Raw genomic sequence first — 21,422 nt, 5'->3', positions numbered from 1 at the left:
GGCGAGCAGACGTGCTTGGTCGTATGACGTATTGCGGCCGATTCTGTTGAAAAACTCCCCACAACTAGTTGAGCGAGGTTTTCAGGGGTCTTCTTACGCCTCATCGATGCTCACGAAAGGCTTGTGGTGCGATCTGTTACGTCGAATTCTCGCGGGGTTGTCCCGCGGCACGTGAGAGTGAGTTTCTCAACAGAGTCGGCCAGTTTGGGACATTCAACGCAGGTGCGTAGATCGTTGATAATCGATCCCTGACCGACGGTCACTTTAACAACTCCGGCATCGTCATTCATTTGAATACTGGACACTCGCCTGAAAAATCGTTGAGAGGATTGCGTCAATATGCTAAGTGCATGCTCGAATTGCGAAAAAAAGGTATTAGTGCGCTGCTGATATCAGCTATCCGGCTGATTAATCTGAATGTTTGTAGAATCGTACGATAACGGGATGATTCGATCAGTTACCGATATGAGGCGGCATGGGTACGCAAGATATAATCGAGGCAATAACTGGCGGAGTCGCCCAGAGTGACCGCCTGCTGAAGCTGGATACCTCCATTGACAACAGCACGCTGGTGCCCCAGCGGGTTGTTGGTCATTCACGAATTGGCCGTCACTACGAATTTACGGTTGATCTCGTTTCCACATCCGGCACGATTGAGCTCAAGACGCTAATTGCCCAGCCCGTGACACTGTGGATCCTGCAGACCGACAAGTCCTATCACCCTCAATATGGATACGTGCACATCGCTCGTCGCCTCGGATCGGATAGCGGACTCACGAGCTACCAGATCGCGTTTGCATCGTGGATGCATTTCTTGCGCCACCGTAAAGACGCGCGAATCTGGCAGGACAAACCCGCCGACGGTATCCTGACAGATGTATTCAACATGCATCCGCAGGCTCAGGGCGCATTTCGCTTTGCATTGACTAAGCCTCTTCCATCGCGCTCGTTCTGCATGCAATACGAGGGCGACTGGAATTTCGTGCTCCGGGCCTCTACATCACTTCGTACATGAACTGGCGTCTTGCAGAGCGTCGTGGCGAGAAGGTGCATCGGTTGCCTTTGCGGATCACGACCATTCCGGAGACAGTCTGCGCGGCATTCTGCAAACCAGCGGGCTCTTCAGTCAGGACGGTGATCGACGCAATCAGGCACGTTGATTTTAGGCGTCGCGGTCAGAGTAGTGAACGCGCGGGATGATCCCGGGCCCTCCCTTCTTTGTGGAATGACCACTCGCCACCGGATAACGGCCACACCAAGCATCATGCACCGATCGACTGCTCCGGGTCGAGTCGCGCCGGTCAGCTAAACCACTCGCGTGCGCATCGATGCAAACCACATGCGTCCGTGCCCGGCCACAACCTGTCGTTCAGCGAACAGATGGAACTGTCATCGGAACGACCGCACTACATCCGCTAACGGCCATTGCTCGTGTGCAGCGATGAACGGCTGCAATGGGTCCGACTAAGGTCGACGGCGTTAGCACAAAAGTACGTCGGCGATTCAAATCGGGAGCTGTCGTAAATTTTTTGAGTTGACGCCAGTCAGAAGCGGTCTTTGTACGAAAGCATGTTTTTTGACGCAATTTCTTACTTTTTTTGCTTAGGGCTTTCGTGAAAGGTAACCGCTGGGAAGGTAAGGCGCTTGGGGAAAGCGATGCTACAAAGCTAGAAGCGCGCATTGCGATCAGACGAGGCTCAGCTTGCCCATTTTCACGAAAGATTGCCGCAACAGAACTTAAATTTCGCTCCAGACTTGCAAGGACAAGGCGAATTGCGTCCAACATTTTTCTCCTTAGTCGAAAGGAGAGGCAACAAACCACGTATGGCAATTTGCCGATCTGACAGCGAAGAATTCGATGCGCAAAACAGCCAATCAAGAAATCCCACCTTCAACGCGTTGAGAGTCAACGCATCGCCTGCTTGCTTCAGCTGTAGAGCAAAAATCCAGGCAGTCTCAGTTGTCTGAGGATGCTTTTTCCCCCATGAATCACTTTGCTTTTGGAGAATGCCAGTGAGCACGCGAAGGGTTTTTTTCGAGTCACCTTTGGCGGTAAGAATTGTCGATATGTTGTTAGCTGATCGTACCGTCTCAGGATTTTCAATGCCAAGTCGATGGAGTTGAACCTCTAGAACGTCTACAAGTAAACTGTACGCTTCATCGGCTTCACCATGCTCTAAAAGTACAAGAGAAAGGTTATTCATGGATGCGAGTCGGTCCCCATGCTCCATGCCCAAGATTCTATTTTGAGTCAATAAGACTGACTCAAGAACACGGCGAGCGTCAAAAAATTCTCCGCGAGCATGAAGGACTTCGCCAATGCTTCCCAAAGTCCGCAACGTATCTGGATGTTCAGGACCGAGGGTATCGAGCTGCGATGAAAGGATTTCCTGAAGCAGGTTGTGCGCGGACGGTAAATCTCCGAGGGCTCTCATTACGCCAGCGAGGTTCGATCGTGCTCGTAGAGCTTGGTGATCATCGGCCCCCAGCTTTCGATCGAGCGTCTTAGAAACGGTCACCAACAGATTCCGCGCGCCCTCGGTGTCACCAATCAAACACAACGCCCCAGCAAGGCTATTCATGATTGTTAAAGTGTCCGAGTGATCCACGCCTGATTCGTTTCGACTCCTCTCCAGTGACTGCTCAAGAATTTTCAGTGACTTCCCAACATCGCCCTTTGCAAGGAAGCCTATCGCCAGATCGTTGAGTTCGCCGATGCTAGTATTGGGCGCGTTGTGCATATAAAAAGGAGTTGACCATCTACTTCACAGAGTCCGGGTAATTCGATTGAGGGCATGCCGAGGGCTGCAATGCAAGCTAATTCGAGTGATTGCATACTTTGTGCGAGCGGCTATCGCTCGCGACTGCGATTTTGGTTTGAGACATCCTTTCAAAGCTATTCGATTGCTTTCTGACGTTTATCGATGATTGGAACCGTAATGTACACGGTCAGGCCTCCCTCTTTTCGGTTCGAAAGTACGATATTTCCAGAATGAGCGCGAATCACAGCAAGAGCAGAAGTCAAGCCAAGCCCCATCCCTCCCGTCAATCGGTTCCGAGATTGCTCGATCCTAAAGAACGGCGTGAATACCTTGTCTAATGCGTCAACGGGAATCCCAGGGCCGTGATCACTGATCGTCACGGATATCTCGAACTGCGTACAGACCAGCTCGACTTCGGCAGTCCCGCCATACTTCACAGCGTTGTCGATCAGGTTCATGCACGCCCGTCGTAGCGAGAATGGCCGACCACTCATCGCGAAACGATCCGGCCCAACGTAACTTACAGTCGCACCTTGGTCGCAATAGTCGTCCGCAATGGTGCGGAGAAGGCCCGCAAAATCGAACACGGTTGCGCCCTCATCCTTGTAGTCATCGCGAAAGAACGATAGGGCCGAGTCTGCCATTGCCTGCAAGTCGTCTACATCCCGAAACAGGCGTGCACGCTGCTCGTCGTCATCGATAAACTCCCCGCGCAAGCGGATTTTTGTGAGGGGAGTTCTCAGATCGTGAGACATGGCTGCAAGCATCAAAGTGCGATCATCTACGAATTTCCGTAGCTGCCCCTGCAGCGAGTTGAACGCAGCAATTGCGGATCGCAGTTCCATCGGCCCTGTCTCTGGCACTGGCTTCGCGCGCGGGTCGCCGCCAATACGGCGAAGCTCGTCCGCGAATTGCCTGATCGGTCGCGCCAGAAAGTAAGTGGCAAGTAACGAGGCTGCCAGAATCAGCGCCGTGACTGACAGCAGCATAGTTGCCAGTCTGGTCGGAAGCAGATTTCCCAAGCGTCGATGATTGGCGATAAATAGTACCCAACTTTTGTCGTCGAGTTGCACCGCCATGTAATAAGCGTTCGGATGCGAAATACGGTCGAAGGCGACCTCTTTGGCTAGCGGGTCAGTTGACGTGAATATGACGGATTCGCGCCCGCGCTCAGTACCACGAAATCGTTCTGCCATGCGCGGGTCCAGTTCGTGCAGTCTTGCCACATCAAACTGCCCAGCGATCGATGTTCCAGATGGATACCAGATTGCTTTGTCGGCAATTGTGATCGTATCGGCTAAGCGCTGCCGGAAAGCAGGGGGAGCCGCTTCGATCATACGGATTGCGTCGTCAGCACGGTCCAGTTCCGCTCTCTCGGCTGTAGAGGGGCCAGCAAGGTGATCAAAGAGAACGCTCAGGGCAAGTACGCTCATGATCGCAGCACCGACAGTCAACGCGATCCGCCACGCGATTGTGTCGGCCAATCGAAGTCGCATCTTCATCGACGGCGAACCATCGGCGTGAAGATATACCCGCCGCCGCGGACAGTTCGAATTACCGACTCAACATTAATATCCGTGTCCAGCTTTCGACGTAAGCGTGCGACCTGCACATCGATACTTCGATCAAAAGCTTCATAGCTTTCGCCTCGGGTCATATCGAGCAACTGATCACGCGTCAGCATTCGTTGCGCATGCTCTGCAAACACCAACAACAGATCGAACTCGCCACTTGAGAGGATCGTCAAGGTGTTGTCAGCCGATCTAAGCTCGCGCTTGGCAATGTCGAGTCGCCATCCCGCAAACGTCAGCACAGGTCTTGTCGTGCTGCTTATCATTGTGTCAGCTTGGGTGGTCCTGCGCAGGACCGCCTTTACCCGCGCAAGAAGCTCACGCGCGTCGAACGGCTTCACCAGATAGTCGTCAGCGCCGATCTCCAAACCCACAACCCGATCGACGTGATCAGCAACAGCAGTAAGCATGATCACAGGGATTTTCGACGTGGCGCGAAGTTGCCGACAGAGGCTGAATCCATCCTCTCCTTGCAACATTACATCGAGAATGACGAGGTCGATTTGCTGATGTTCGATTGTCTCAAAAAGACTTTCTCCATCGGTTGCCACGCTGACTTCGTGGCCGTGTCTCCTAAAGAACCCTGTTAGCAAGGACCTGATGTCCTCTTCGTCATCAACTACAAGAATGTGCGGCATAGAAGTCATTTCCAAATGCTAACTGAAGCGGCGCGCAGCCTGATTTCAGCTTGCTGTCACCTGTATTGCGGCGCTGACACATTGTTTCAGCACCGCAACATAGTGCACATCATATCTGCGATTTCGATCCGTAAGCTGCTAGCCCTTGTCCGAGCATTCGTCAGCGGAATTCCCACCGGGCGCACAAGGCACACACGGGCCTGGTCCAGCGGTATGGCGAAGGGCTTTCGCTGGCATGCACGACGACTATCCCTGACCAGAAGGCTTCTAGAAGGGACGGACCGGCCTTGCGGTTTTCGATGACTTACTTTCTGCGCAGCCTTAGGAGAATTACATGCGTTTTTTGAAGCGCCCCGCCAGCGTGGGACGTTTTGCCGCCTTGACTGCGGCACTGGCTGCAAGCCCTGCGTTCGCTCAAAGCAGTACGACACCGGCCGCTCAGGCATCAGCAAACACGAGCACAAACACGAACACGTTCGATGATACTTGGCGATACTCGCTTGGTTTCGGTGTATTTGAAACACCCAAGTACCAAGGTTCAAGCGCGACCAAATTCCAGCCCGCACCAATCGTTGGCGTGAGCTACGGACGTTATTTCTTCGGCTCTGTTGCGGACGCGAGCGTTCCGTTTGGTCTTGGAGCATTCTTGTATCGCGACGATCACTTCCGCGTGGGTGTCGCACTCTCGTATGATTTGGTCACTCCGCGTGACTCATCCGATGACTTCCGTCTACGCGGACTGCCCGATATCAATCGCACCCTTCACGCGACGCTTTTCGGCAGTTACAACCGCGACTGGCTTTCGGTCGTCGGCGCCGTGTCACAGGATGTAGCGGGTGAGAAGGAAGGTGCCACGGCTTCACTGGATCTGTTCGGACGTTACAGTCCAGCCAGCAAATGGATGTTGTCCGCAGGCCCAGGCATCACTTTCGGTAGCGCTGAATATAACGATACCTATTTCGGCATCTCCCCGCAAAACAGTGCTCGCTCGGGCCTGAATTCGTATTCGCCAGGTGCTGGCGTCACAGCACTTCGAATGACTGCGAGCGCTACCTACCTACTTTCAAGACATTGGAATCTCGGCACGCGCATTGTAGCGACGAAATTGCCGGGTGCCGTGGGAAACAGCCCGGTTGTGGAAAAGAAGACGCAGATGACATACGGTGTATTCGCCGGTTACGCGTTCTGATAAGCGTTGAAAAAATGCGACGCAAGAGTTATGCGTAGTCTCGGGTCTGGTGCACAACTCGTTACTGTAGAAATGCAGTAGCCACGAAGTTTAAACCTTGAAACGACGACCTGCGATCGCCGAGAATACACCGTTTCCTGCCCTATATCGCTATGGCTAAGACTACCTAGCGTTCACTGGCGTCAGAATTATCTCTAAAAAATCGACCGATTCTGGCGAGCCGGTGAACGTTAAATATCGTAACGAAATTCGTTCTATGCCCTATTTTCTTGAATTGGCAAAATTTTCATTTTTTTGGATCGAGGCGAAGTCAGCCATCACGAAATCGAAATTTCTAACATTCCATTGGATTTCAGCCGTGAGTGTTTTGTGTCTTTCTGCAGGGTGTGTGAGTAACGTCAATCTTCCCTCTATGTACATCAACGGTGCCTCGGTTCCAGCACAGAGAGTCTGCATTGAAGTGAACGAGCAGGTTCCTGTCAGTAACATCGTCTCCGCTATGCAGGTAGCACTTCATCAGCAGGGTGTGGACAGCAGTCTCTTCAGCCGAGGAACGGTTCCGCCGGAATGCCACACCGTATTGAATTATTCAGTGATACTCGACCATGGCGATGACGGAGAATCGAGAGACAATGAATATTGGTCGACAGTCGATATCAATATTCTTCAAGATGGGGTAGTAATGGCGTCGGCACATTATGAGGCGAACGAGTACAAGAGCCACTCCATTGCCTCGCATATGTTGATGGCAATGATTCGTTCAGTTGTTGAACCGGTTCACCATGAAGCCGGGATCAACTAACTTTTTGCGTCAGGACGGTAACGGGAAACGAAAAGAGACGCGGCGCGCAGGAAAATCCGCGCGCTGTGTGGCTAGCGACCACTGCTTCCACACCGAGACGGCACACTAAATCTCCCTTCAACTGCAAGAAAATCATCATGGAAACGCACAATGTTCGCTCAAGCAACCGTGTACCTGATGAACCCTTAGCGCTCGATGCGCCCAAGTTTCGCGAGACGTGACTTTATTGCTCCATTTGTGCGACCGTGCAGTACCGCCAGTGCGGCCACGTCGGTGCCCCCATCGTAGGCCTTGATGAGGCGGTCGTCCTCCTCTTGCGGCCACGAGGCGCCGGCGTTTTGCGCCTTTTTCTCAGTTCTCGACTGCGCTGCCGGTTCATCGGACAGATATCCCAATGCCTGTGCGGCAGCGAACAGTGCGCGGATCACGCCCTGCTGGTTGAATGGGCTCTAATCGCAGAGCACTTCACCTGTCAGTGGGTCGATACCGTCAGCGAGCGTTCGAATGATGGGCAGGGCTTCTTGGGGCGACATGATTTTCGAGCAGGATATACAGCGAATTGACCGAGGTTTAGCTGAACAGTCGCGGGTCAATCTTGAACGGCTCCTTGCGGATCACGCGCACGCTGGACATCTCGGAGTGCAGCGGATTGAGCATCAGGTTGAAGTCGGCCTGACATACTACAGACGGCACGCGCATAGCGAGTTGCTCACCGTGTTCAAGCCATTGCCGGCCGATCTCCGCTGTAGCGCCCGGATCGCGGCCGAGTTCAGCCCAGTCCGGCGGCAATTCGGGCTGGTAAGCGTTCTCAAATACGACGTCCGGCACATCGAGGGTGGCAAGCAAAAATCCCCCCGCCGGCAGCAAACCTGACAAATGCACCAACGTTTCGAGCACTGCCGTTGAAGCGTTGCAACAGGAATACAGCACGCGTCTGCCCTTCGGATTCCATCGGCCGCCCGCGATCGCCGCGCCGTTGCCACTGAGATCGTCGGCGAGATAGAGACCGGGCTTTTCCTTTGCGAGACGGAAAACCTTCATGCGGGAATGCTAAACGTGGCGCGAAGCAGGATGTCGCGGACACGGTCATAGCCGGGCTGTGAATCGAGCACTTCGAGCGGCCTCAGCCCCCCAAGCTCTGCGTTCGCACGCTGCATCCATTCCGCCGCCAGATCTGCTTCTTCAAACAATTGCGTTGCCTGTTGAAGAACGTATAGGACGCGCGCAACCCGATCCGATTCCGCGACCGACAGGCGTTCCTGATTTGCAATTTTGCGCAGGATGGTCGAGGTCGGAAGGCTCAAGCCAACTAGCAGCGTTTGCAGCGGGACGTGCAGCAGTTCCCTTGCCACCCGCTCCACGATGATCGATTCCATACCATCGCGAATCGTCTGGCGCTGCGCCAGCGCGTCCATTTTTTCGAAGATCTCGAAATCGTGTGGTTTAGTGCCGAGGCCGTTGGTGCCCACGTAGGGTCTTGCCGCGCGCGAGGCCGGGCGCTTGGCTGCCGGATTACCGGCGTGGGTGCGCGTTGCCATGTTGGTCGACTCCCATGTGGGATGAGTCTAATTCCCATATGATAATACTCTCTCATTGGAGCGACAAAAAATATCATATGAGAGCCGAGTTGGCGTGAAGCGAAGTATCGTGCTCTCGGTGCGAAATTTCCCCACAAAATAAAGCGTGCCACGGATGCTCAGGCGTCCTACTCCGTCGACTGTTTCTAGCTGACTTTGGGGCGCCTAATCCTCCGCATCGCAAAATGTACGGGGCTCACGCGAGCGCAGGGTATTGACCGACAAGGTTTCTGCGTGACCGGCAAGGTACCCCGTAATCATGTCAGCGCTCGCGGGCAGAAAGCCGCCCCATTCAACCTCGAAATGCCGAAGCGCCGACTGGTAACTGCGCTGGGTGTTTTCTCGCGTCGCGGCTTCGACGTCGCGATCGATGGCAGACATGGCTCGTGGGTAAAATCAGGTGATCTGAATCAGAGACGATGGTATGCAACAACGAACGTGCGCGCCAGCCGGCGTGCTAGATGGAAGCGAGGGTTTCGGCCGGTGAAGCGATGAACGAAGGCAAGCTGCTACAGGCAGACTGGGAAAATTTCACACGCGAGGAACTGCTCACGGAGCTCGTCCGCCTGCAGGCCGAAATCGCGCAGCTCACCGCCTTGCTGCCGGCGACGCTGCAGGCGCAGGCAAAGCCCGTGCGGGTGGCCAGGAACGAACCATCAGCAGCAGTGCGAAACACGGGCGCCCCCATACTTTCGCCCGAGCAGAAGGTAAAGCTCTTCCGGCGGCTGTTTCGCGGCCGCACCGATGTCTATCCGCTACGCTGGGAAAGCCGCAATTCCGGAAAATCCGGCTACGCGCCAGCGTGCGCCAACGAATGGCGCGCCGGGATCTGCGAAAAGCCACGCATCCGGTGCGCCGACTGCGGGCATCGTGTGCTGCTGACGCTGGACGACCAAGTCGTCTATACGCACTTGGCCGGCGATCGCACAGTGGGCCTCTACCCGCTGATGCCGGACGGCACCTGTTACCTGCTCGCTGTCGACTTCGACGAGGACGGCTGGCGTGAAGATGCGCAGGCGTTCCGGCAATCCTGCCTCGAGATGGATGTGCCCGTATCGCTCGAAATCTCACGTTCAGGCAATGGCGCTCACGCGTGGATCTTCTTCTCATCGGCCGTTGCCGCACGTGACGCGCGGCGGATGGGCTCAGCCATCATCAGCCACACCTGTACCCGCACCCGTCAGCTCGAACTGACGTCCTACGATCGGCTCTTCCCGAACCAGGATGTGCTGCCCAAAGGCGGCTTCGGCAACCTCATTGCCCTGCCGCTGCAGAAGCAGCCGCGCGAGCATGGCTGGAGCGTGTTTGTCGATGACCGCTTTCAGCCGTACGCTGACCAGTGGTCGTATCTCGCGTCCGTGCAAACCATGGACAGCCGCGACATCGAGGGGGTGATCTTTCGCGCCACGGGCGGTGCGCACCCGCTCGACGTTGCGTTCATCGCCGAAGAGGACCAGGCCGAACCGTGGAAGCCGCCACCCGCACAGCCGAAGCGGCTGGCCGGAACGATGCCGGCGTCGCTCACACTGACGCTGGCGAACCAGCTCTATCTTGAAAAGGCGCAGCTTCCACAGGCACTGCTCAACCGGCTCATCCGGCTGGCCGCCTTCCAGAATCCGGAGTTCTACCGGGCCCAAGCGCGCGGCTTCAGCGTATGGGACAAGCCACGCATCATTGGGCGCGCCGAGAACTGCCCCCGCCACATTGCATTGCCGCGCGGATGCCTTGACGACGTCATGACGCTGCTGCGCGATAACGACATCGTCTGCGACATCCGCGACGAGCGCGGCACCGGCGAGCCGCTTGCAATTCCATTTGCCGGGACGTTGCGCGATGACCAGCAGGCGGCCGTTACCGACCTGCTGCGACACGACACCGGCATCCTGCATGCACCGACGGCGTTCGGCAAGACCGTGACGGCGGCCGCGATGATCGTGCAGCGCGGCGTCAGCACGCTCGTGCTCGTGCACCGCCGGGAACTGCTTGACCAGTGGCGCGAACGCCTGCAGTCGTTTCTCTCACTCAACGCGCGCGAGATCGGCACGATCGGCGGCGGCAAGTCGAAGGCGACGGGCCGGATCGATGTCGCGATGCTGCAATCCGTGGCACCCGATGGTGCCCGCGGAGAGCTGTTGCGGCGTTACGGCCAGGTCATCGTCGATGAATGTCACCACGTCTCCGCGGATTCCTTCGAGGCGGTGCTCAAGGCCGTTCATGCCCGCTATGTTCTGGGTCTGACCGCGACTCCGGTGCGGCGCGACAGCCAGCAGCCCGTTATGTTCATGCTGTGCGGACCGATCCGGCATGCGGCGAAATCCCCGGCCAGCGCGCCGCAGGAGCTCGAGGCGTTCCCGCAAAGACTCACCTCCGCAGTGGGCGTCGCGGCCGACGCGCCAATCCAGGCGGTGTTCGCTCAGCTCGCGCAGGACACCCCGCGCACGCAGATGATCACGGCGGCTGTACGTGAACAGCACAGGCAGGGGCGGAATGTGCTGGTACTCACCGAGCGGACGGACCATCTCGAAAGCTTGCAGCAGATGCTGCAAGAAACGGTACAACCGCTGTTCGTGCTGCACGGTCGCCTCGGCCGGAAAGCGCGGGTGGCCCAGTTGGCTGCCCTTGACGCGCTGGCCGGTGACACGCCCCGCGTGGTGCTGGCGACTGGCAGGCTCGTAGGTGAAGGCTTCGACCATCCGGCGTTGGACACGCTGGTGCTGGCCATGCCAATTGCGTGGAGGGGCACGCTGCAGCAGTACGCCGGCCGGCTGCACCGTGAGCATGCGGGCAAGACCGGCGTACGGGTGATCGATTATGTGGATGGTGGCCATCCGGTGCTGCAGCGCATGTGGGAGAAACGCCAGCGCGGCTACCGGGCAATGGGCTATCAGGTCCGCACGCCCGGAGAAGATATCCAGCCTGAAACCGGTGGTGCATTCGTATTCCGTATCGCTTCTTGCTGTTTGCCGTCACCGGCACGTTAGTCGTCGCGCATTGCAGACTGAAGACCGAGGTGCTCGACGAACAGATCGAAATCCCGGTCGCTGAAGAGCAGCGGCGCACCGTTTTCAATGCACCACGTCCCGATCAGGGTATCGATGGTTTTGCGGATCGTTACGCCCTGCGCTCGCAAGATGCGATAATTCTGGGCCGCCTGAATGGCGTTATCCGGCCCCGCCAGCGAGACGACATCGAATCGCGTCGTCATCAGCTGCCGAGCGGTATTGAACGCCGACTCGGCGGCAAATCCCTGTAGCACCTCGGCGACGATTAGGTCGCCGGTGACCAGCAACTCCCGGCCCTGCAGGGCATCCAGTCGGCTGGCTTGGGGTGAAGCCTGCCCCCGGAAGTAATCGATCCACACGCTTGAATCAACGAGTATCACTGGTCGCGCCTCATGGCATCCAGGTCGCCTTCCCACGGTAATTTGCCGCGGAACTGGCAAATCTGCTCCTGCTGCTTGAGCCGGATGATCGTTTTCAGGCCAAGCTCGACCGCTTCACGTTTGGTCCGGATGCCCGTTACGGCAAGCGCTTCGGCCATCAACCGGTCGTCGATCTCGATATCGGTAGGCATGGCGCGCCTCGAAAATTTGTATAGACCAATTGAATGATACACATCAAACGCTGTGGTCGACGCTTCGGGTTGCGACAGCCAAACTTGACCAGCTCGACCAGCAATCCCCCGGAAAATGATTTATCTTCGGGATGGCGATGCCGATACTGGACACATGCAGGTCAAGCCGCCGCGGTCGAAACCGCGCGTTGACCCGCTATTAACGCACATACATCACGCGTTAAAACTGGAGTCGGTCATGTGTGTCGAGTCCGTATGCGATGCCCCGTCACCCATGCCGTCCTCCACGCAAAGACCGCCGATCCTGGTGCTTCCAGTGCATCGCGCGGGCGGCCCTGGGTGCCTGCCGACGCGCTGCTCGACCTGTTCGTTGCGCGCAGTCTGCATGTCGGCAGATCTTTTCCGCATCGAACTCCGGCAACTCGATACCGCCGTAATCACGACGCGTCATGTGCGGCGTGGCGAAGCGCTCTTTCGCACGCACGATGTTTTCCAGAGTCTCCCTATGTCCGTCGACCGAGCAATCGACCACTCAAAAAGCGTTCGGTTGACCTCTGTCAATCGTGGTGAGGCATCTGCGTTTCAATGTAGACGTACGACTTGTCTACCGATCGAGACAGCGATGATTGCCCATACGAATGACTCCATGTCGCTACCGGTGATTTCAAACATCCTGGTGGCGGTCGATGCCTCGCCAGCATCAGTTGCCGCCCTACAATATCTCCGTTCGCTGTTGCGATCAAATATGACCGTGCATATCGTGAGCGTGGCCGAAGACCCACGCTCATTCGCACCATTTGGATCATGGACTGGTCAGACTTTAGACGCTGCGAGGAGCGAACTGCGGCGGGATGCTGAAGAATCTGTCAACGCAGCGCGCTCATCACTGGATCAGTGCGGCGCGCGCGTCGAAGGAGAAGTCATAAATCTCTGCAAGGAAGGCGGCAACATCGTCGAGGTACTCAATGATGTTGCCAAGCGCTACGCGGCCGACCTGGTCGTTCTCGGCAGTCACCAGCATCGACGCCTGATACGCTGGGTTTTCGGGGAAGTTTGCGCACCATTCACGAATTTGCTGCGCTGGCCCGTGTTAATCATCCCAGCAGGGTACAAACCAGATGCCGATGAGCGGCCCTCACGCATTCTGTTCGCCACCGATGGAAGCAACGAGTCGTTCGCTGCTCTCCCAATTGCGGCTCGACTTGCTACACGACAAGCAAACTGGCGAGTGATCTACGTGGTCGACAGACTCCTGGCCTTTGGCACAGGCAGCCTTGAAACCCGTCTTGAGGACGCGCTCAGAGAGGTCGGAAATGTGGCCATCGCGAACGCGCTCGCCAAGCTTGCTACCTATCAACAAAGCGGATGGCACATCGAAACTGCCGTACTCCGAACTAACAGTTCATTTGACGACATCCCGCACGCACTTAATCGTGAAGCACTGCGATGGAATGCACAGCTACTCGTTGTCGGGACACACGGGCGCCGTGGTTTGACGCGCTGGTTACTCGGCAGTGTCGCGGAGCGCATGACAAGCCTAACTTCCACTCCGATGTTACTTGTACCGCCAGAAACGTAGTCGCATGCGACCAGTGAAAACAATGCCATGAACTCGCTGAACGCCGAATACATGACTTTTGCGGTTGCGCTCGGCATCGGTCTTCTCGTAGGCGCTGAGCGGGAACGTCGAAAGGGAACCGGTGCAACGCGAGCGGCTGCAGGCATCCGCACGTTCGTTGTCGTTGCCGTAGTGGGTGCGATCAGCATGCGCCTAGGCGGCACGCTGCTTACGGTCGCGTCAACCCTGGCGTTGAGCGCACTCTGTACAGCGGCGTACCTACGACCAAGCGACGATCCTGGACTCACAACTGAATCAGCGATGATTGCCACGTTGTTGCTGGGCGGGCTCGCCGTTGTCGACGCCACACTGGCGGCGGCGCTGGGAGTAATCCTGACAATCGTGCTCGCCGCCCGCTCACAACTGCATGATTTTGTAACGTCCAGACTGGGACGTAACGAAGTCTTCGATCTGCTAACGCTCGCCGCGTCTGCCCTGGTTATCCTTCCGATGCTGCCCGATCGCGCCGTCGACATCTTCGGCGCCATCAACCCGCAGACCGTATGGCGATTCGCTGTGCTGGTAATGTTGATCAGCACCATGGGGCACATTTCCCAGGTTGCCCTGGGGCCGCGCATAGGTCTCGCGTTCGCCGGGCTTCTGGGTGGTTTTGTCTCCAGCGTTGCGACAATCGCCGCAATGGCACGTCGAGCCAAAGCGTCTCCTGCCACCCCATTGCCAATGGCTGCTGCAGCCGCTCTGTCCTCCGTAGCAACACTCACCCAGCTATGCGCGGTCGTCGGCGTCGTATTCAAACCCCTGCTGCTCCCACTCGGTCCGTCGCTCGCTGCCGGCACCATCGCGTCGCTCGTCTTCGGTCTTGCCGTGACATGGTTCGCGTCCCGAAGTCCGGCCCAAGAGGCAATGGTCGTTGGACGCGCAGTCGATATCAAGGCCGCCCTGATCCTCGCTACAACGCTCATGATGCTTACGCTGGCCAGCGTGCTGCTAACGCGTTGGCTTGGTAACACGGGGATTGCTCTCACCGCAGCTGTCGGCGGCCTGGCAGATGCCCATTCCACGGCAGCCACCGTTGCATCTCTGGCGGCTCAATCGTTGATTACACCAAAAGAGGCGGTTCTTCCCGTTCTCATTACGGTAACGTCGAATGCATTGACGAAATGTGCGGTAGCGATTTCTCTTGGCACCCGCAAATTCGCGGTGATCGTGATATCCAGTCAAATATTGATCGTCGCAGCTGCCTGGGCAGCTTGGGCCATCGAGCACTAACCTGACTTCCGGCCACATGCGCAAGACACACACAAGACAAGCATTCAAATGCTAAACACAGTACGCTCAATCCATCGTCAGTACCGCCGCGCCGGTCAGCCTGCCTTCTCGCAGATCAGCAAGCGCCTGATTGGCGCTGGAGAGCGGGTATTCCGTTACCTGTATCAAGAGCTTGTGTTTTCCGGCGATGTTCATGAATCGAGTGCCATCTTCGCGTGTGAGGTTGGCGACGGATACGATGCGTCGCTCCCCCCATAGCCACGCATAAGGGAACGACGGAATGTCGCTCATATGAATACCCCCGCAGACTACCGTTCCGCCTTTTGCGAGCGCCCGCAATGCTACTGGCACAAGGTCACCGACCGGGGCAAATAGCAGCGCGGCATCGAGTTCGACGGGCGCGCGTTGATCGCTGCCGCCTGCCCAGACTACGCCGAGCCGACGTGCGAATTCCTGCGCCGCGACGTCGCCGGGACTCGTGAAAGCATAGACATCCCGACCCTGATGCAGCGCTACCTGTGCCACGATGTGGCCTGCGGCACCGAAACCGTAAATGCCGATACGCTCAGCGTCACCCGCCATCACGAGCGAACGAAAGCCAATCAGCCCGGCACACAACAATGGCGCGCCCTCAGCATGGCTGTATTGACGCGGCAAGTGAAGGCAATAACGCGCATCCGCGACAGTACGTGTCGCGTAGCCGCCGTCAATCGTATATCCAGTGAACCCTGGCGCGTCGCAAAGGTTTTCTCGACCATGAACACAGAACCGACAATGACCGCATGTATGGCCGAGCCACGGTACGCCCACGCAATCGCCAATAGCGAAACCCGTTGCGCCACGTCCGAGTGCTGCGACCCGACCGACGATTTCGTGGCCGGGAATCAAAGGTCGCTTCGGGCTCTCCAGGTCTGCTTCGATGACATGAAGATCGGTGCGGCATACACCGCACGCAGCCACGTCGATCAATAGTTGCCCCTCGCGTGGCGAGGGATCCGGCAACTGGGTTTCACAAAGGACAGGACTCTCGCCATCAAAGACCATCGCTCTCATGATTCACTCCCAGGCGCAGCGTCACGAGGTTTAGCAACGCACAATCAAAACTGGACACGGCGAAATGCGAAGAAACTCCTCGGCAACACTTCCCAGAACCGCCCTGCTCACCCCGTGCTTGCCATGGGTTCCCATGACAGCCAGATCAGATTCTCGCATTTGCGCGCAACGCTTCAGGCAACGAGCGATTGAGTCGGATTTCCCAAGCGTCTCGCCGATCTCGACAGAAACCGAAACGTCCTGTTCGATTGCCGCACGCCTTACGCCTTCCAGCGCCAGATGGCCATCCCCGTAAAGCACACGGCCGAGCGCATCCGGGTCGTAATAGCCTGAATAGGGAGCAACGCCCCATTTCTGCACGACATACACAGCATGCACGTGTGCGTGCGCGAGCGCTGCCAGTGCGATGGCTTCCTGTGCGGCGCAGCGCGCCGATCCCGCGCCGTCGACCGCCAGCAAAATGCTTTGATAAACAGACGATATCATCGCCTAGCCTCCACAGTGCACGGCGCAACATGACGCGCACGCCCACAATACAGGTGCTGTCCTGAACGCAACTGACCTTGGTCAACTGGCCGCCAAACGGATCCCGTTTTAGCAGGCTGCTCTGCGCGCCCCCAAAACTGGTGACCGACAGCCCGAGATCACGAACCGCGCGCCAGCACGGGAGCGAGCACTTCCGTCGGGCAAAATGAGATTGCAGTGGAGTAATCGATCATGAACGATTGCCTTTGAGCGCCGGGCGCTGCTGCAGCATCTCGGAAGCGTCCTGGAAATGCTGACCAACGTGAAGGAACATAAGTATGAAGTGCAGCTTGTCGGGGAACTGATCCGCAAGTATCAGTCGCTCGCACAGACGGCACTACTCGACCATGTCGCCCAGACGATGTCGCTGCGCGAACTCGAACAGCGCGCACTGCATGCATTTTGTCACTGGCCGGCGCTCCTGCTCGAAGACAGACTCGTTCGCAGTGCGCTGGCTTCCCCGGTCAGGCAATGGCTTTCGACGATTATGACGCCGGATGGGAGTTCTATTGCGCGGCCCTGGCGGCCGATGTACCGTGGCTCACAGAGGCCGCAGCCGATGCGACGATGTGAAAGGACACCGAAAGCTCACTCACCGGTGTCCTGGCCTTGGCGGCACTCGTCACCGCGTCACATCGCGTACGAGCAACACCGGGCATTGAGCGATGCGCACGAACTGCTCGGCGACGCTGCCGAGCAAAGCGCGTTTGACTCCACGCCGGCCGTGCGTGCCCAGCACGACGAGTTGCGCGCCATAGTTCGAAGCGTCGCGTTCCAGACTTTGCGCCACGCCGTCGCTCATGTTCTGCACTTCAAGCAGTCTTGTCTCGCAGGGCACGCCTGCTGCCTTCGCTTCGCTGCTGGCCGTCTCAAGCATCTTCAGGGCGTCCACTCGATACGCGTCGATCATCTCCGCCGGCACATAAGTCAGTCCCGTGCCTATGCTCATCAGAGACACGACATCGAGCACGTGCACGATCTGCAGGTGCGCCCCACACAGGCGCGCGATTTTCAACGCTTCGGCCAAAGCCAGCTTCGACGTTTCGCTGCCGTCATACGCCAATTCGATCTTCCCGTACATATTGGACTCCTCGCGGGACTTGGCCCCGCACATCAGGTTCTGTACCGCCATCGTCGCGTCAACTAGCGCACTGCGTGAGGGCTAATAAGCGCGCCACTTCGTCGGGGTCGCATAGCGCCGTGCCACTCGACAACAACGTTGCGGAGGCAGCGGCCTGCGCAAGACGCGCTGCATCCAGGAGCGAATCGCCGCGCCGCAACGCGACCACCAAGCCCGCAAGAAAGCTGTCGCCCGCACCCGTCGCACCGGCTACCGGCACCTGAAGCGCCTGAAGACGGATCGTCTCATCAGACGAAACGAGCAACGCGCCGCGGTCCCCCAGGGTCAAAGCAACAATCTGCGCCCGGCCGTCGTGAACGATCTGCCGGGCGGCCTTCAACCAGTCGGATTCGGTGGGCAATGGACTCCCGATCAGGCTCGCCAACTCGGCAAGACTCGGTTTCACCAGATAGACGCCTGCATCAAGCGCGAGGGAGAGTCCCGGCCCCGAGCTGTCCAGCACCACGCGCAAGCCTCGCTGCCTCGCGCTGCGGGCCAGCTCGGCATAGGCCCCTGGCGGCAATCCTGGTGGCAGACTGCCGCTCATCACCAAATAGCTTGCCGAGCCAGACGATCCGTGCGCGGCTTCGAGCGCATCAAGCACCATGAGGGCGGCCTGCCATTCCTCTTCGCTGACATGTGGGCCCGGCAAAACAAAGCGGAATTCGCGGCCGGTCGCACGCTCAGTTACCGAGAAGTCCTCGCGCGTTTCGCCTGCGATGCGCAAGCGCCGGCTCTGAATGCGTTCGTTCGATAGCATCTGCTCAAGCCTTGCGCCCGCAGCGCCACCGGCAAGGTAGAGCGCGAGGCAACGCGCCTGCGCACCGTCGAGGCGCGTCACCACGCGCGCCACGTTGATGCCCCCGCCTCCGGGATAGCAACGCGCCGGCTCGCAGCGCAGCTTATGGGTATCGACAATCCGATCTACCGCCGTCCAGACGTCAACGGCAGGGTTCAATGTGAGCGTCACGATCCCGGTCACCTTGCCTCCTTTGTGTAGGCATTCCCCTACACGCCATGAATTGGCCTTACTCCAGTTTCAGCCACGGCTCATTGGAAGGCACGCTGACGCGTCCCATACTGGAATCGTCGCCCCACCCGGTCTAAGCCGTTCTCCTAAAGGAGTGTTGACATGTCCTCCGTGCAGATGCATCAGATGAACGCTGCCGCGCTACCCGCCATTGCCGCGGACGATCCCGAAACCCTGCTGGCGCTTGCCCGCAACGCCGTCATGCTCGTCACGCTGGACGGCCAGATCGGGCGCGAAAAGTACCAGAGTGTCGCAGGGTCACTGCTGGCATTCCAGCGCTTCGCCGCTGCACTGCGCGACGCTCTTGAGATATCGTGTGCGCGTTGAGCCATTGAGTGATACGCGTCGTTCATACCGTCGCACAGACGGCTATTGCATATGCATGCCGCCGTTGACAGGAAAATTGGCCCCCGTCACGGACGCTCCGTCGTCTGAACAGAGGTAGGCAATCAGTGAAGCGACTTCTTCCGGCCGGCCAAGGCGCCCTACCGGAATCTGAGGCAGGATGCGCGTATTCATGATGTCCGGTGGCACGGCGGCTACCATTGCGGTCGCGAGGTAACCAGGCGAGACGGTATTGACTGTCACACCGCATTTCGCGACCTCAAGTGCGAGCGACATCGTGAAACCGTGCATCCCCGCTTTTGCCGCAGCGTAGTTCGTCTGTCCGAACGCGCCACGCGATCCATTCACGGAACCAATATTGACGATTCGGCCAAAGCCCCGCTCAACCATCCCCGGTAGAAATGGCTTCGTAAGATTGAAAAGACTGTCTAGATTCGTACGCAGCACCGTGTCCCAGTCAGGCTTCGTTAGCTTCAAAAAACTCGCGTCGCGTGTGATGCCAGCGTTATTGATGAGGACATCGACGCCATCGAACTGCGCCACGACCTTGCGCGCACACGCGATGCATGAGTCGTAGCTCGATACATCCAGTTCGAATGCATGGAACGTGCGCCCCGCTTCCCGTTCGTGATGCAGCCATGTCGCGACATGATCGTTTTGCTGCGAATGCGACACGACAACGATGAAACCCGCGTCGTATAGCCTGCGGCTGATGGCCTCCCCGAGCCCTCCCATACCGCCGCTAATAAAAGCAATCCGTTCCTTTCGCATCGCATGCTCCTTTCGGACGGTAGCCCGGCCGCGCGTCGGCTCGAGCGAGATATCGGTTCACTATAAGAACCGTTCCTCTCCAGCGCTTGATGTGCATCAACTGATATCGTGCGCATCAATCCGCGTGTGTGTGCCGAATCGAATTGACGTAGATCAAATCTGGTGGGGCAATCGCCCCTACACTGATTCGCACGCAGAAGGCGCTTTCCGATTGACGATTCAGGGCGCCTCTATTTCACAGCGAATTCAAGTCGTGCGCCCCGCGTCATCACACAGGTTCCAGACATCATGCTCGATACTACGCAAGCGTGCGCAACCGACCGTGTACCCAGCACGCTCGGCGACGACTGTCTGCGTTACGTCTTGCATCAGGCAACACTCGCCCCGTCGAACCACAACAGCCAGCCGTGGCGCTTCGTGACCGATCACGAGCGGATCCTGCTGTGCGCCGACAGACTGCGTGCGCTGCCAGTCGTGGACCCGTTCGATCGCGAGTTGACCATCAGTTGTGGATCTGCGCTTTTCAATATACGCGTGGCTCTCGCGAGCCTCGGCATCGGCTATGCGATCACCCTTTTTCCTTCGAGCCTCGATCCAGATCTGCTTGCCGACGTGCGTTTGATAAGGGATCGAACCGTCGGTGCTGAACTAGCTCCGCTTGCCAGCGCGATCGCGCTTCGTGTCACTACACGCCATCCGTATTCTGCGCAGCCTGTCCCCAAAGAGGTGGAGAACGCGCTGATCGAAGCGGCGCTCGCAGAAGGCGTCGACGTTGCCTGCGCGAGCGAGGCGAAAACGCGCGAGGCACTCGCAGACCTCGTCGCCGAAGGCGACAAACGCCAGTTCGCCAGCCCAGGTTTTAGACGCGAATTGGCGAACTGGATCCATCCGCGTCGCACTGGCGACGGCATGCCTGCGTATGCTGCTGGCCTGGGTTCCATGCTCGACTTCGCCACACCGCTGGTCGCTTCGGCGATCCGCACGTTCGATGTTGGCAACGGCGTCGCTGCGACCCATCGCAGCCTGGCGGCCGGATCCCCTTTTTTGCTCTGCATTGCGACAGGCATAGACGACGCACACGCATGGCTCGCAGCCGGCGAGGCTCTGCAACGCGTGCTACTGATCCTCACCTCGCATGGACTGTGCGCTTCTTATCTGAACCAGCCGATTGAAGCGACTGAACTGCGCACGCAGTTGAACGCACTGCTCGACTTGCCGAAGTCCGCCTTTCCACAAATCCTGCTGCGCATTGGTTACGGTACGCCTGATGCCGCATCGCCACGCCGCCCGTTAAACGAAGTCGTGAAGTAAAGCGTGGGAAAACCGACGGCCAAGGCTTCTACGCCTCATTCCGGCGAGAGCTGTGGCACCAGACGAATTAGCTTCATGGCAGCGACGTTGCCGCTGCTTATAAGGTGTTGGTACGGTGTACCTCGGCCCTGAGGTATGCGTGGATTTACGGCGCCGTCTTTTTTTACAAACCCGCGGCATTCGGGCCATGCCCATTTGACACATATCAATGGCGCTGAACCCATGCCTGACACCATGAACTGACGACTCGTCGCGCTAGTTTCGCTACCCATCCCCAGGGAGATGATCAATGTCACCCACCTCGCTT

Annotated in this window: 21 protein-coding genes and 1 pseudogene; 8 read left to right on the top strand and 14 right to left on the bottom strand. The window is 57.8% G+C overall.

The genetic code is table 11. From position 1 onward, the window contains the following. Positions 1 to 475 precede the first annotated feature (475 nt). Positions 476 to 991, top strand: a pseudogene (locus U5A67_RS30935) (contractile injection system protein, VgrG/Pvc8 family); the annotation flags it as partial. A gap of 721 nt (positions 992 to 1,712) precedes the next feature. Here U5A67_RS30935 and U5A67_RS30930 read toward each other — a convergent pair. The 3 genes from U5A67_RS30930 to U5A67_RS30920 form a co-directional block, all read right to left on the bottom strand. Next, positions 1,713 to 2,741 (bottom strand): tetratricopeptide repeat protein, encoded by a 1,029-nt coding sequence (locus U5A67_RS30930; RefSeq protein WP_321817330.1) that lies wholly within the window; start codon positions 2,739 to 2,741, stop codon positions 1,713 to 1,715. 155 nt (positions 2,742 to 2,896) lie between these two features. Beyond that, positions 2,897 to 4,264: a sensor histidine kinase gene (locus U5A67_RS30925; protein ID WP_321959776.1), complete on the bottom strand. Its 1,368-nt coding sequence runs from the start codon at positions 4,262 to 4,264 to the stop codon at positions 2,897 to 2,899. Next, positions 4,261 to 4,971 carry a response regulator gene (locus U5A67_RS30920; RefSeq protein ID WP_321817328.1) on the bottom strand — a complete coding sequence of 237 codons (711 nt, stop codon included), beginning with the start codon at positions 4,969 to 4,971 and terminating at the stop codon, positions 4,261 to 4,263. The genes U5A67_RS30925 and U5A67_RS30920 overlap by 4 nt, the downstream gene beginning before the upstream one ends. 334 nt (positions 4,972 to 5,305) lie before the next feature. Between U5A67_RS30920 and U5A67_RS30915 the strand changes: the two genes are divergently transcribed. Next, positions 5,306 to 6,160 (top strand): MipA/OmpV family protein, encoded by an 855-nt coding sequence (locus tag U5A67_RS30915; protein WP_321817327.1) that lies wholly within the window; start codon positions 5,306 to 5,308, stop codon positions 6,158 to 6,160. 256 nt (positions 6,161 to 6,416) lie between these two features. Continuing rightward, the gene (locus U5A67_RS30910) at positions 6,417 to 6,962 is read left to right on the top strand and encodes a hypothetical protein (protein ID WP_321817326.1); all 546 of its coding nucleotides are present in this window, start codon (positions 6,417 to 6,419) and stop codon (positions 6,960 to 6,962) included. Between the two features lie 185 nt (positions 6,963 to 7,147). Here U5A67_RS30910 and U5A67_RS30905 read toward each other — a convergent pair whose 3' ends face one another. The 4 genes from U5A67_RS30905 to U5A67_RS30890 all read right to left on the bottom strand — a co-directional run bounded on the left by U5A67_RS30905 (position 7,148) and on the right by U5A67_RS30890 (position 8,920). Beyond that, a complete protein-coding gene (locus U5A67_RS30905; RefSeq protein WP_321817325.1) occupies positions 7,148 to 7,390 on the bottom strand; it encodes a hypothetical protein in 243 nt (80 codons plus the stop codon). Positions 7,391 to 7,532: 142 nt separating this feature from the next. Continuing rightward, positions 7,533 to 8,003, bottom strand: a complete 471-nt coding sequence (locus U5A67_RS30900) for an RES family NAD+ phosphorylase (RefSeq protein WP_321817324.1) — start codon at positions 8,001 to 8,003, stop codon at positions 7,533 to 7,535. Beyond that, positions 8,000 to 8,500: an antitoxin Xre/MbcA/ParS toxin-binding domain-containing protein gene (locus tag U5A67_RS30895; protein WP_321817323.1), complete on the bottom strand. Its 501-nt coding sequence runs from the start codon at positions 8,498 to 8,500 to the stop codon at positions 8,000 to 8,002. Before U5A67_RS30895 ends, U5A67_RS30900 begins: the two co-directional genes overlap by 4 nt. A gap of 204 nt (positions 8,501 to 8,704) precedes the next feature. Next, entirely contained in the window at positions 8,705 to 8,920 is a 216-nt protein-coding gene (locus U5A67_RS30890) for a hypothetical protein (RefSeq protein ID WP_321817322.1), read from the bottom strand. Positions 8,921 to 9,030: 110 nt separating this feature from the next. Between U5A67_RS30890 and U5A67_RS30885 the strand changes: the two genes are divergently transcribed. Beyond that, positions 9,031 to 11,520, top strand: a complete 2,490-nt coding sequence (locus U5A67_RS30885; RefSeq protein ID WP_321817321.1) for a TOTE conflict system archaeo-eukaryotic primase domain-containing protein — start codon at positions 9,031 to 9,033, stop codon at positions 11,518 to 11,520. On the opposite strand, the gene U5A67_RS30880 is transcribed toward U5A67_RS30885, so the two are convergent. After that, the gene (locus tag U5A67_RS30880) at positions 11,517 to 11,921 is read right to left on the bottom strand and encodes a PIN domain nuclease (protein ID WP_321817320.1); all 405 of its coding nucleotides are present in this window, start codon (positions 11,919 to 11,921) and stop codon (positions 11,517 to 11,519) included. The two genes, U5A67_RS30885 and U5A67_RS30880, sit on opposite strands and share 4 nt — an antisense overlap. Further along, complete coding sequence (locus U5A67_RS30875; RefSeq protein ID WP_321817319.1) at positions 11,918 to 12,112, bottom strand: type II toxin-antitoxin system VapB family antitoxin; 195 nt, start codon at positions 12,110 to 12,112, stop codon at positions 11,918 to 11,920. The genes U5A67_RS30880 and U5A67_RS30875 overlap by 4 nt, the downstream gene beginning before the upstream one ends. Before the next feature lie 622 nt (positions 12,113 to 12,734). Between U5A67_RS30875 and U5A67_RS30870 the strand changes: the two genes are divergently transcribed. Then, on the top strand, positions 12,735 to 13,691 hold the full coding sequence (locus U5A67_RS30870; RefSeq protein WP_321817318.1) for a universal stress protein: 957 nt from the start codon (positions 12,735 to 12,737) through the stop codon (positions 13,689 to 13,691). A gap of 27 nt (positions 13,692 to 13,718) precedes the next feature. After that, a complete protein-coding gene (locus U5A67_RS30865) occupies positions 13,719 to 14,960 on the top strand; it encodes an MgtC/SapB family protein (RefSeq protein WP_321817317.1) in 1,242 nt (413 codons plus the stop codon). A gap of 66 nt (positions 14,961 to 15,026) precedes the next feature. On the opposite strand, the gene U5A67_RS30860 is transcribed toward U5A67_RS30865, so the two are convergent. The 4 genes from U5A67_RS30860 to U5A67_RS30845 form a co-directional block, all read right to left on the bottom strand. Beyond that, positions 15,027 to 16,013 carry a zinc-dependent alcohol dehydrogenase family protein gene (locus U5A67_RS30860; RefSeq protein WP_321817316.1) on the bottom strand — a complete coding sequence of 329 codons (987 nt, stop codon included), beginning with the start codon at positions 16,011 to 16,013 and terminating at the stop codon, positions 15,027 to 15,029. 30 nt (positions 16,014 to 16,043) lie between these two features. Continuing rightward, the gene (locus U5A67_RS30855; protein WP_321817315.1) at positions 16,044 to 16,499 is read right to left on the bottom strand and encodes a universal stress protein; all 456 of its coding nucleotides are present in this window, start codon (positions 16,497 to 16,499) and stop codon (positions 16,044 to 16,046) included. 661 nt (positions 16,500 to 17,160) lie between these two features. After that, positions 17,161 to 17,619 (bottom strand): universal stress protein, encoded by a 459-nt coding sequence (locus U5A67_RS30850; protein WP_321817314.1) that lies wholly within the window; start codon positions 17,617 to 17,619, stop codon positions 17,161 to 17,163. Positions 17,620 to 17,677: 58 nt separating this feature from the next. Further along, positions 17,678 to 18,640 carry a 1-phosphofructokinase family hexose kinase gene (locus U5A67_RS30845; protein WP_321817313.1) on the bottom strand — a complete coding sequence of 321 codons (963 nt, stop codon included), beginning with the start codon at positions 18,638 to 18,640 and terminating at the stop codon, positions 17,678 to 17,680. A 150-nt stretch (positions 18,641 to 18,790) separates the two neighbouring features. Here U5A67_RS30845 and U5A67_RS30840 point away from each other — a divergent pair, with 150 nt between their 5' ends. Beyond that, positions 18,791 to 19,015: a hypothetical protein gene (locus tag U5A67_RS30840; RefSeq protein WP_321817312.1), complete on the top strand. Its 225-nt coding sequence runs from the start codon at positions 18,791 to 18,793 to the stop codon at positions 19,013 to 19,015. A gap of 42 nt (positions 19,016 to 19,057) precedes the next feature. Here the strand turns inward: U5A67_RS30840 and phbB are convergent, their stop codons facing one another. Next, positions 19,058 to 19,804: an acetoacetyl-CoA reductase gene (gene phbB / locus U5A67_RS30835; RefSeq protein ID WP_321817311.1), complete on the bottom strand. Its 747-nt coding sequence runs from the start codon at positions 19,802 to 19,804 to the stop codon at positions 19,058 to 19,060. 288 nt (positions 19,805 to 20,092) lie between these two features. Between phbB and U5A67_RS30830 the strand changes: the two genes are divergently transcribed. Then, positions 20,093 to 21,115, top strand: a complete 1,023-nt coding sequence (locus U5A67_RS30830) for an Acg family FMN-binding oxidoreductase (RefSeq protein WP_321817310.1) — start codon at positions 20,093 to 20,095, stop codon at positions 21,113 to 21,115. Positions 21,116 to 21,422: the final 307 nt, after the last annotated feature.

The organism is Paraburkholderia sp. J69-1 (assembly GCF_905220255.1).
In the GTDB taxonomy this organism is placed as follows: Bacteria; Pseudomonadota; Gammaproteobacteria; order Burkholderiales; family Burkholderiaceae; genus Paraburkholderia.
This window is presented reverse-complemented; position numbering and strand designations above follow the sequence as displayed.